This window comes from Anabaena azotica FACHB-119 (assembly GCF_014697625.1).
GTDB classification, from domain to species: domain Bacteria; phylum Cyanobacteriota; class Cyanobacteriia; order Cyanobacteriales; family Nostocaceae; genus Trichormus; species Trichormus azoticus_A.
This window is the reverse complement of record NZ_JACJSG010000066.1, coordinates 19,505-30,375: the sequence shown is the minus strand read 5'-3', so window position 1 is coordinate 30,375 and position 10,871 is coordinate 19,505. Positions and strand designations below refer to the sequence as shown.

6 protein-coding genes are annotated in these 10,871 nt (G+C 38.0%); 4 read left to right on the top strand and 2 right to left on the bottom strand.

What is annotated here, in order from left to right:
* Window positions 1–185 precede the first annotated feature (185 nt).
* The 4 genes from H6G83_RS31215 to H6G83_RS31200 all read left to right on the top strand — a co-directional run bounded on the left by H6G83_RS31215 (window position 186) and on the right by H6G83_RS31200 (window position 7,572).
* Window positions 186–464, top strand: coding sequence for a hypothetical protein (locus H6G83_RS31215; RefSeq protein WP_390823235.1), 279 nt, complete (start codon window positions 186–188; stop codon window positions 462–464).
* Between the two features lie 533 nt (window positions 465–997).
* Window positions 998–3,373 carry a two-partner secretion domain-containing protein gene (locus H6G83_RS31210; RefSeq protein WP_190479413.1) on the top strand — a complete coding sequence of 792 codons (2,376 nt, stop codon included), beginning with the start codon at window positions 998–1,000 and terminating at the stop codon, window positions 3,371–3,373.
* A gap of 96 nt (window positions 3,374–3,469) precedes the next feature.
* Window positions 3,470–5,095 (top strand): ShlB/FhaC/HecB family hemolysin secretion/activation protein, encoded by a 1,626-nt coding sequence (locus H6G83_RS31205; RefSeq protein WP_190479411.1) that lies wholly within the window; start codon window positions 3,470–3,472, stop codon window positions 5,093–5,095.
* Window positions 5,047–7,572: a CHAT domain-containing protein gene (locus H6G83_RS31200; protein ID WP_190479409.1), complete on the top strand. Its 2,526-nt coding sequence runs from the start codon at window positions 5,047–5,049 to the stop codon at window positions 7,570–7,572. Before H6G83_RS31205 ends, H6G83_RS31200 begins: the two co-directional genes overlap by 49 nt.
* 32 nt (window positions 7,573–7,604) lie before the next feature.
* Here H6G83_RS31200 and H6G83_RS31195 read toward each other — a convergent pair whose 3' ends face one another.
* Together H6G83_RS31195 and H6G83_RS31190 are read right to left on the bottom strand one after the other, a co-directional pair.
* On the bottom strand, window positions 7,605–8,585 hold the full coding sequence (locus tag H6G83_RS31195; protein ID WP_190479407.1) for a tetratricopeptide repeat protein: 981 nt from the start codon (window positions 8,583–8,585) through the stop codon (window positions 7,605–7,607).
* Window positions 8,586–8,847: 262 nt separating this feature from the next.
* Complete coding sequence (locus tag H6G83_RS31190; protein ID WP_190479405.1) at window positions 8,848–10,695, bottom strand: serine/threonine-protein kinase; 1,848 nt, start codon at window positions 10,693–10,695, stop codon at window positions 8,848–8,850.
* Between the last annotated feature and the right edge of the window lie 176 nt (window positions 10,696–10,871).

The window sequence follows — 10,871 nt, the reverse complement described above, 5'->3', positions numbered from 1 at the left end:
TGGACTGGAGGGGGCGGAAGGAGCAACTGGAATCTTGGGAAGGAACTAGGGTGAGTGAGGAGCGATCGCTTGTACCTCAATCTTGGTGATTGCTTTTACACAGTAAAATTATTCATAGGGGCATTAACTTAAACGTTTTAACTCTTTGTGAAAAAGTCACACAACCTTAGCAACACATGAAGCCGATGATCAAAAAGTCCGATTTACGCATCATCAAGAAAACTACCGCCCCACAGTCTCCACTACCCCCAGTTGAGCCAGCCGATGATATTGATGATTTTGTTGATGCTGTCAGCCCTTCTTTTGACGAACAACCAGATTTAACGCCGCAAACCTCAGCTACAGACAGCTACAAACCCCATACCCCAGTCGCAGATTATCCACTAGTTAGGTCGGTAGGTAACTCCGGCTGGCAGGTATCCGACATCTGGCGCGATCTGCGTGTGGATGCTTTTTGTGATTGATTTTACGGGGTGTTATGCTACATCCTCAAGCGATCGCTGATCGCTTTTATCTTCTGGTAGATTTGCAGAGACGCTATTCCCTGAAGTTGACTATGTAGATGGGTTGTTTTGTTATCACAAGTAAACTACCTACACTGACTCTTCGAGTACAGTATATATACAATAAATTTTTAATAGTTCTCTTAATTAAATAAAGCATTCAATTAAACGTTCATAAACGCATATATATAGAACTGGCTTTGTTTATTATTTCAATAAATGTTCTCCCTATTTTTATACATCTTTAGATAGATGAAATATTAATTTAAGAGTGAGTATTGGATAAATAATTATTTTTTTGAACATCAAACCAAAAAATCAAGATAGTTGCTTGCTAAATTGTTCATAATATGTAAAATTTTTAGATATTGCTCTTAAAAAGAAATTAACTCACTTCCTTTATTTTTGTAGCGCTGTTAGCAATAGTAGCGTCTTAGCTTTTTATGAAATTTAATATTAGTAATGTTATAGCTGTAGGATTTTTTTGCTCATTTATGACTACACCATCTAACGCACAAGTTATACCTGATGCAACCTTGCAGAACAACACAACCATCAATATCAACGGTACAACTATCAATATTGAGGGTGGGACTCGGTTAGGAAATAACCTCTTTCACAGTTTAAGAGAGTTTTCTGTTTCCACGGGCAGCACTGTTCACTTCAACAATCCCATCGGTATCGAAGCTATCATTACCCGCATCACTGGCGGAACTGTATCTAATATTGACGGTTTGATCCGCACTAACGGTACTGGAAATTTATTTCTGATTAATCCCAGTGGTATCGTTTTCGGCCCAAACGCACGGCTTGATATCGGCGGTTCGTTGTTTGTAACTACAGCTGATGCTTTGGAATTTGCGGATGGTTCTAGTTTTAGTGCAGTTAATCCAAAACAACCATTATTGACTGTTAGTATTCCTATCGGTTTGCGATTTAGCAGTAAGTCAGGGAGTATCACGGTTCAGGGGACAGGGGAAGGGTTGACTGCTCTCAATACAGGAAGTACTCCTATTATCAGAAACTCTAATCCTAGCGGAATCTCTGCGAACACTGGGAAAACTTTATCTTTGATAGGAGGCGATATAAACACCGTAGGGGCCACTTTATCCTCTGCTGAAGGAAATATTAACCTTGTAAGTATCAACTCCGGTTTAGTCCGTTTTAATTCTTCTGGTTCTTCCTTCAACTTTGACAATACAGTTTCTTTTAAAAATATAAATTTATCGGAAAGATCACTGGTTGATACCAGTGGTAATCAAGGCGGTTCAATTAATTTATTTGGGAACAATGTATCTATCAATAGTGGTTCAGCACTGCTAATTCAGAATCGTGATTTATCTTCAGGGCATATCAATATTCAAGCCAGAGAAAAAGTAGAAATTAGTGGTATTTCACAAAGTAATAACAGATTTTATACAGTCGTTAGAACTGAATCTCTAGGCAGTCAAAGAGCAGGTCACTTAAATATTTCTGCAAAAGATTTAATTATTGAAGGAGGAGGAAATTTAGCTTCTAGAAACTACAACTCAGGTGACGGTGGTGACATTACTATCAATGTATCAGATAGGCTTAACATAGCAGGATTCTCATCATTTAATTCTTTAATTGGCAGTAGTATTGTCACTTCTACACTATCTTCAGCAACAGCAGGCAATATTACAGTCACAGCCAGAAGAGTAACAGCTGACAATGGAGGCACAATTGCCAGTTTGACTCGTGGTCAAACTGGAGTTAGCGGTAATCTGACAATCAATGCCAGTGATTCAATAGAGCTAAAGGATTCAATATCCAATTCAGGAATTAATTATGCTGCTAGCGCTTTTACCTCGGCAACTACTGGATCTGGCAATGCCGGAACCTTAGAGATCAATACTGATAGGTTGACTGTGCAACCTAAAACCAGTATAAACACATCAACTCTTAGTGCAGGGAATGCCGGCACACTGAGAATTAACGCTAGAAATCTTGAAGTGAGAGGATCTATTAATTCATCAGCTACAAGAGCAAATCAGAACCAACAAAGTGTATTTGGCGCTCCACCAATTCCTAGTGGTTCGCCTGGGGAAGTTTCTATCAATAGTAATTCATTAAACATCACTGATGGCGGACAAATTGCCGTTGTGAACGAAGGGACTGGTGATGCAGGGGTGTTGAGTGTCAGATCCAACACAATCTCTCTTGTAAATCAAGGTGCTATCAACGCCACAACAACCTCTGGGCAAGGCGGTGATATCAGCCTGAACTCCCAAAACATCCGCTTAAACAACAGTTCTATCTCTGCAACTGCTGGTGGTACGGGCAACGGTGGAAATATTAACATCGATACCAAATCCATAATCTTGCAAAACAACAGCAGCATTACAGCGAACGCCTTTGAGGGCAACGGTGGGAATATTACAATCGATACCCAAGGTTTCTTTATTTCCCGTAACAGCTTTATTACAGCTAGCTCTGAGCGAGGTATCGACGGTACAGTCCGGGTCAACTCTGCTCAACGGAATTTCATTGAACTGAGCAACCTAAAAATAGTTGACCCACCGCAAGTTCAAAGGGGTTGCTCTGCGACTGAAGAAGACTTGCCTGTACGACTAACCATCACACCTAATCCCGGACTTCCCGTCAATCCAACGGATATGCTCACCCCGATGATGCCCTGGATCGATGAAAATGCACCATCAACTCCACTCCCACAAGTTGAGTCGTCGAACCAAGAAGAACAACCCATATCTGCACAAGGGTCTAGACGCAATCCCGACGGCACAATCAGCCTGACTGCACTACCGGAAGAGGGACAGAATTTTAATTCCCAACCTTCAACAAACCCAACTTCGTCCTGCCAGTTTAATATCTCACAGCAGTTAGATTAACTATAATAAATAAAGAAAAAGCTGACGGAATCCGAGAAGAATATGATTCCGTCAATTTATATATTAATCACTGTAATTCTAACATGAAAATGAGTAGTGAATACACAATTAGTTTTAGCATCTTTAGTAGCAGTACATAGCTCATTTTTGCCAATTGAGCCGAACAGTATTACACCTAAACATCTAACGATAAAGCCAAATATTTCTACTATTAATCAAAGAAATGACAAATCTATATTTAGAGTAAAAGAGTTTGTTTTTCAAGGCAATACAGTTCTATCTAGTGAAGAACTACAAAAGGTAGTAGCTCAATTTGTAGGGAAAGAACTATCCTTTAATGACTTGTTAGATGCAGCCAATACTGTAACTGATTACTACGTAGAAAAGGGGTATATCAACTCTGGTGCTTATCTTCCTGTCGTACAAAACCAATCTGTAGATCCAAATAGTGCGGTAGTAACTATTGCTATCCTAGAAGGGCGGATTGAAAAAGTTGATATTATTGGTGCTGGAAGCTTAGAAAATTATATTCGCACCAGGGTTCCGCCAGAAAATTCAGTATTGAATAACAATAGCTTGTTAGCCGCATTACAACTTTTACGGCTAGACCCATTAGTAAGCAAAATTAGAGCTACTCTAACGAAAGGTTTATCAGCAGACAAAGCTATTTTAATTATCAATGTTCAACCCAGTCAAGATTTTAAAGCTAATGTAACACTGAATAACTACCGTTCTCCAGCGATCGGTAGTTTTGAGCGTCGTCTACAATTATCAGCGAATAATTTATTAGTATCAGGGGATGGTCTAAAAGTAGGCTATCGGAACACAGACGGCAGCAATGCTGTGACGGCTAACTATTTAATCCCTGTAAATTCTCAAAACGGGACAATTGCGTTTAATTACCTTTTTTCTCGCAGCAATATCATTGAGCAGCCGTTTACCCCGTTAGATATCGTTGGCGATGCACGAGTCTACGAAATTAGTTTTCGTCAACCTTTGATCAGACAAGCTACCGAAACTTCTATTCAAGAATTTGCTTTGGGGCTGACAGCTTCTCGCATTGAAAGCGAGACATCGTTGCAAAATAATCCTTTTCCTGTAGGAGAAGGAGCGGATACTTCGGGACGTACACGTATTTCGGCGTTAAGATTTTCACAAGATTGGTCAAGTCGCAATACTAACCAAGCTTTATTTTTGAGTTCCAAATTTAGCTGGGGGCTAGATATTTTCGGCGCAACAATCAACACTAATTCCCCTGACGGTCGATTTTTTACCTGGGTGGGTCAAGCCGACTGGCTCAGGCACTGGGGTGAGACAACTTTAGTTGTACGAACAAAAGTGCAATTAGCTGACCGACCTTTGCCAATACTTGAACAAATCAGTACTGGTGGCATCGGTTCTGTTCGTGGATATCGCCAAGACCGATTCATCTCTGACAATGCTTTTTCATTTTCTACTGAGTTGGCTATTCCTGTATGGAAATCACAATCTCAGCAATTACAAGTAATTCCTTTTTTTGATATTGGTACAGCCTGGAACAATAGTGAGGAATTGTCAGACACCTCTGGCACATTAACCTCTGTTGGTCTGGGACTGCAATATCGCGGCGATCGCTTTAATGCCCGCCTCGATTGGGGTATTCCTCTTAGTGACACAACTAACAACTCAAACACATGGCAAGAAAACGGAATTTACTTCTCACTCGATTATCAACTGTTCTAAGGAAGCACAAACATACTTTTGTTGGACTAACCTTATTAATAGTTCTCAATCAGCCCGGAGTAATATTAGCTAACAAGCCTGATCTAGAACAAACTGCACAAAATCTGAATCTACAGGGAGTTGTACAGTTACACCAAGGACAGGCTCAAGCTGCGTTAAAATCCTGGCAATCTGCCTACCGCACTTACCAAAAATTAAATAATCATCAAGGTATGGTAGGCAGCTTAATCAACCAAAGTCTAGCCCTTCAAGCGACTGGTTCCTACAATATTGCCTGTCATACTTTGGTGCAAGCTTTAAACTTAGAGTATTGGATTTGCCCAACTTCTGCTGGTCAGCGCCAGCCAGAAGATTATTCTGTTGATAGACTAAATAAACTTCTGCAAAAGCAACCAGCACAAAATCTGCAAATTTTTGGTTTGTATAATTTAGGTAACGTGTTGAGGCTAATGGGAGAACTAGATGCTTCCTCTGTTATCCTGCAAAAAGCTTTAAGTATCAGTCAAACTATTTCCGGCAATACCCAAATGTTTAATCAAATATCCTTAAGTATTGCTAATACAGATTTTGCTCTTTATAAACGAGCTAGAAACCAGTTCTCATTAATCGATGAACCTGTAGCTAAAGAAAAAGCCTTAAATTTAGCTGTATCTAAGATTAAATCTGCTTTATTAACCTATGAAAAATTCAGCTTCAAAGAAGATGAGTGGGCATTACAAGCTAAACTTAATGAATTTAAACTTTTAATAGAAGCCGCTTCTTTACCTAATTATTCTCCTTCAGAATTTTCCCATAACTCAGATATTTTAAACCTAATTGAAAATATATTAACTCGATTTTCAAATGTTCAGAATATGCCGATAATCAACTATATTGATTATCGCCTTAATTTCGCATACTCTCTAATAGAGTATGCGGATAATAATTCTAGAGATTTTAAAAAAAATGTCAAGGATAATTTATTATCTACAGCACTGCTAATTACTCAAAATGCTCTAGTCCAGTCTCGCAGTTTAAATAATAATCGAACTATCTCTAACGCTTTAGGAATACTCGGCTATGGATACAGTTCAATAAACCAATTGAACGATGCAGAGACTTATTTTAAACAAGCTATAGCTTTAGCCCAATCAGTTCAAGCTTGGGATTTAGCCTATCAATGGCAATGGCAATTAGGAAAATTGTATAAAACCATGACAAATAATTCAATTGCTATCCAAACATACAAGGAAGCTATTAAAAGTTTAAACCAAATTCGGGGGAATATTCTCTCAGCTAATCCAGATATTCAATTTGCTTTTAAAACTAAAATAGAACCAGTATATAAACAATACATGGAACTAGTTTTATCCCAGGAAGATGCAGATGTATCACAGGTAATAAAAGCTCAAGAACAACTGAATATGGTTGAGTTGGAAAACTACTTGCAATGTGGCAAACTCTCAACTACCTCTTTATTAGATAGTCAAAATGTCCGAAATCAACCCCCTTCTATTTACTTAATTAGGCTAATAAATCAAGTAGAGGTAATTATCAGAGATCAACAAGGTAAATTTCATCGCCATTCAGTTAACATTAAGCTACTTGATAGTCTACTTGATGAATTAATCAGCCTCAGTCAAACTGAAAGGTTTAAATATTTTTCCGAGAATGATTTATTACCTTATTGTCAGGAAATCTACCATCTATTACTATCTCCCCTTAAACAGTATTTACCATCTACAGGTCATTTAATATTTGTCTTAGATAGTTATTTCCAAAACTTACCTATTCCCATTTTACATGATGGGGAAAATTATTTAATCAAAAAATATAGTATTTCCTTGTCTTCTACATTCCAATTTTATAAAAAACAGGATTTTAAACAAGATGACCTTAAGGCCCTAGTTGCTGCAATTTATCAGCTAAATCCTAAATTTTCTCAGAAGTTTACGCCTTTACCCGAAGTAAAAGCAGAAATTCAAAATATTAGAGAAAATACAGCTTCTACTTTAGAACTTATTAACAGTGAATTTACTATCGCTCATTTTCAACAAAAAATTAAACAGCCTCCATCAATCGTCCACATTAGCTCTCATTCTCAATTCAGTTCTGACCCTGAACAAACTTTCATTTTAGCTTGGGACAGTCTGTTGACTCTTAATCAGTTAGATTATATGTTCCAACGACAAAACCCTGAGTCGTTGATTAATTTGTTAGTTCTTTCTGCTTGCCAAACTGCTAAAAGCGATCGCCGTTCTGCTTTAGGTATCGCCGGTTTAGCCGTTCAGTCCGGCGCTCGTAGTACCATTGCCTCCTTGTGGTTGGTAAATTCTGATTCTACTACTTACTTAATGGGCAAATTTTATCAAGGGCTAAAAAGTGGACTTTCTAAAGGAGAAGCTCTACGGCAAGCTCAGTTGAGTTTACTTTCCCACCCCAAATATAGCCATCCTTACTACTGGGCGGCATTTATGTTAATCGGTGCGTGGGATTGATTGTGACTGGTCTGACAACCACAAGTTGAGTATTATTTGGTATTTGCCTCCAGAAATTCTAAGGCTGTTTGTGCCTTTGCTATTTCATCTGTGTTATTCTGCTTTTGAGCTAGAGAGAGCGCTTGCCTATACGCATTGTTTGCCGCTTCCAGGGTTTTGGGTTCTAATAAGCCCGTTTCTCTGTAGCGATCGCCTAACATTCGGTAAATAGTCGGGTTGGAACTACCACCCTCAATTCTTGCTTTTAAGGAGCCAATTGCTTCTGTTAGCAAGTTTTTGGACATATACACTGTGTCTAAATCCATTGCTAGTTCATCACCTGCTAAATTCAAGTTTTGAACCTGCTCAATTATACGTTTGATCTCTACTTCCTCTTTTTGTGGTATGACGATTGTATGTGAAGAAGTAGCTATTTCCGGCCCGTCTGCGTTATTGGCAATCACATTGATTTTATAGATTCGCCCCTTCTGCATCGCTGGCTCAGATTTTGGGTACTCCAGTGAAGTTTGTACCACTTTTCTCGACCAATTCACCCCTGCACCTTCGACCTTTACTGTATAACTTGTTGCTCCTGGCACATCTAGCCAAGATATCAAAGGTTGAGGGTTAATGATTCTCCCTACATATGGCGTAATTAACGTGGGTTTTTTCCTTCCTTGAGGATTCCTGGTATTGAAACAATAACTTTCTGTTGGAACACATAACTCACGAGGTTGAGATACTCTTTCCCCACATATCTGCTTCACTTGATTACTTTGCGTAACTATGACAATTCTCCGGCTATTGTGACATAAAACCTCAACACTGTAACCATTGGCTGGTTGAATTTTATCTTCCAGGCAAATTAACCTTCCTGCCTTAAACAACGCATCTCCACCATTAATTATCCGTCCTACTGGTTTAATACATATACTTTTAGCCAAGTTTTGCTGTTGGCTCCAAGATGGTGTGGAGTTTGACACGACTAACAGCAAGCTAATTAACAACTTATTTATCGCTTTGGTGCTTATCATATTAATTAATAAATCTTCTTAGGATTTTTTCACAAACAAAAGCTTTATCAAGAAAGAATTCAGGAGTCAGGAGTCAGAATGAGCGTATGAATTGGAGTCCGACTGGTGGATGAATAAATGGGTTTAAGCACGGAGCCAAATCATAGATTTGGAGGTCTTCCCTACGGGACGCTACGCGAACAATTAATGGTGGGTTTGAATCCCCCATTAATTGATTCTGACGAATGTATTCTGACTTCTGACTTCTTCTTCAATCAAGTTATTATAATTTATCTAACAGCCTATTTAGTAATTGCTGTCTCCACATCATTACTTCTGGTAAATTAGATTCTGTACTCATACATACATCCCATGAGATTTTAGCATTAGCTTTGTCACCCATAGCCGTTTGCACTTGTGCTAACAAGCAGTAAGTATCTGTCCTTGTTGGGTCTAGTTCTCTAGACATCTGTAAATATCTATTCGCTTGAATATAATCTTTCTGTCCTAATTTAGCCCATCCTAAATTTTTATATAATGTAGTTTTTATTTTGGCTTCATTGGTGAGTTCCAGCCCCTTAAGAGCTAAAGTCTCAGCTTCCTTATACTTTTCCTTTATATTTTTAATTCGAGATAAATTATTTATAACTGGTACTGCCTTCTCATTTAATTTAATTGCTATATTATATTGATTCTCTGCTAACTCATATTTATTAAACTCATCATACATATCTCCTAATTCATAATGTAATTGCCAATCGTTAGGTTTAATTTTAATTGCTTCTTTATATTGATTAAATACACAGTCACTTTGGTTTAAATATTTGCAGACTAAAGCTAAATTTCTATAAGCATCTATATCCTGTGGGTTATATTTAATTACTTTTTCGTAGTAAGCTTTCGTTAACTCTAAGTCTTTGAAATTACGCCCGGCTTTTTCAAAATAAAAGTTAGAAATATTCTGCCTAATTTTAGAGTTTAATATTATAGCCCATTGAAAAAAACTCTGAGCTTGTTCTGGTTTTCCTTCTACTTCTAATTTTTGTCCCTCGGACACTAAACCATTAGCTATTGCTGGTAGCACCACCTTAAAAATTCCTAAGCCTCCTAAACCAATCAATATCAATATGGCACTAATCAGAAAACTTTTAGACCTTGTAATTTTTTGGATTTTACTTTCTAAAGTTAAGTTTTTTAATCTGTAGAGAATTATTTCTGTAGTTTTTGGACGTTGAGCAGGAAACGGAGCCATCATTTCATCAATTAAATCCGCCAATGATTTCTCAATTTGTGGTGCGTGTTTTCTCCAATGTAACTGTCCTGTTTTTTCATCCGTCGATATTTTTATTAAGGGTTTCCCAGTTGCCAAGCAAGCAAAAGTTCTCGCTAATGAATAGAAATCAGATTGCGGTACTGCTTTGCCATTAATTTGCTCCAATGGTGTATAGCCAGGCGAAACCACTGCCGTAATTTCATAATTGCTCATACTCGTGCTAGTTCCACCACTAGCACTCAGTTTTGCTAGATAAGTATCGGTAATTCTTCTCGCTCCCCCAAAATCAACTAATACTAACTTTCCATCTGGCTGAAGAACAATGTTAGATGGCTTAATATCTCTATGGAAGACTTCTCTATGGTGTATATAATCAAGAATCTCCATCATTTGCTGCATCCAGTCTAACGCCTGGGACTGTGAAATCTTCCCATTGGATTGTATCCATTTATGCAAGTCTTCTCCTTCAACTTTATCCATTACTAAGCATCGTAATGTTAGAGGAAATCCGTTAGGGACGACTATAAAAAAGTCATCCATTGTACTTCTTGCAATGCCTGGGTGATCTAATCGCCGCAAAATTTTAGATTCCCTCTCGAATAATTCGATGATTTTCTCCGACCCCCATTTGAGAACTTTCATCACTCTGTTCCGTCGCTCGGTATCCCACTTTGTCCCCATGTCATCTACCTCCCATACCTCAACTCTTACATGGGGATCGTAGTTCAGTTCTCTCAACGGACGCAGTAACCTAATTCGCCCATTGATCAGCAAAGGAGTACCGCAAGAGTTGCAATTGTCCGCATCATCTGCATTTTCTCTGATTTCACAGAACGGGTTTATGCAATAACATGACATATTTTTGAGATTTTAATTGATACTGGTAACATAAAATACTAGTTGTTTTTGGATAATAACTAAATGCACTTTTTGTCAATACTGATAGCTAATTAATACTTTTGGTACTTTTTGACATTATCTTGCTAAAGATGTATAACTATCTCTTAAAATAGGGTATTATATGTTTCATTCCC

What these genes read in the sequence shown, in the direction of transcription:
- H6G83_RS31200 (WP_190479409.1), top strand. Translation starts at nt 5,047, where the DNA reads ATGGCAAGAAAACGGAATTTACTTCTCACTCGATTATCAACTGTTCTA.
- H6G83_RS31215 (WP_390823235.1), top strand. Translation starts at nt 186, where the DNA reads ATGATCAAAAAGTCCGATTTACGCATCATCAAGAAAACTACCGCCCCA.
- H6G83_RS31190 (WP_190479405.1), bottom strand. Translation starts at nt 10,695, where the DNA reads ATGTCATGTTATTGCATAAACCCGTTCTGTGAAATCAGAGAAAATGCA.
- H6G83_RS31210 (WP_190479413.1), top strand. Translation starts at nt 998, where the DNA reads ATGACTACACCATCTAACGCACAAGTTATACCTGATGCAACCTTGCAG.
- H6G83_RS31195 (WP_190479407.1), bottom strand. Translation starts at nt 8,585, where the DNA reads ATGATAAGCACCAAAGCGATAAATAAGTTGTTAATTAGCTTGCTGTTA.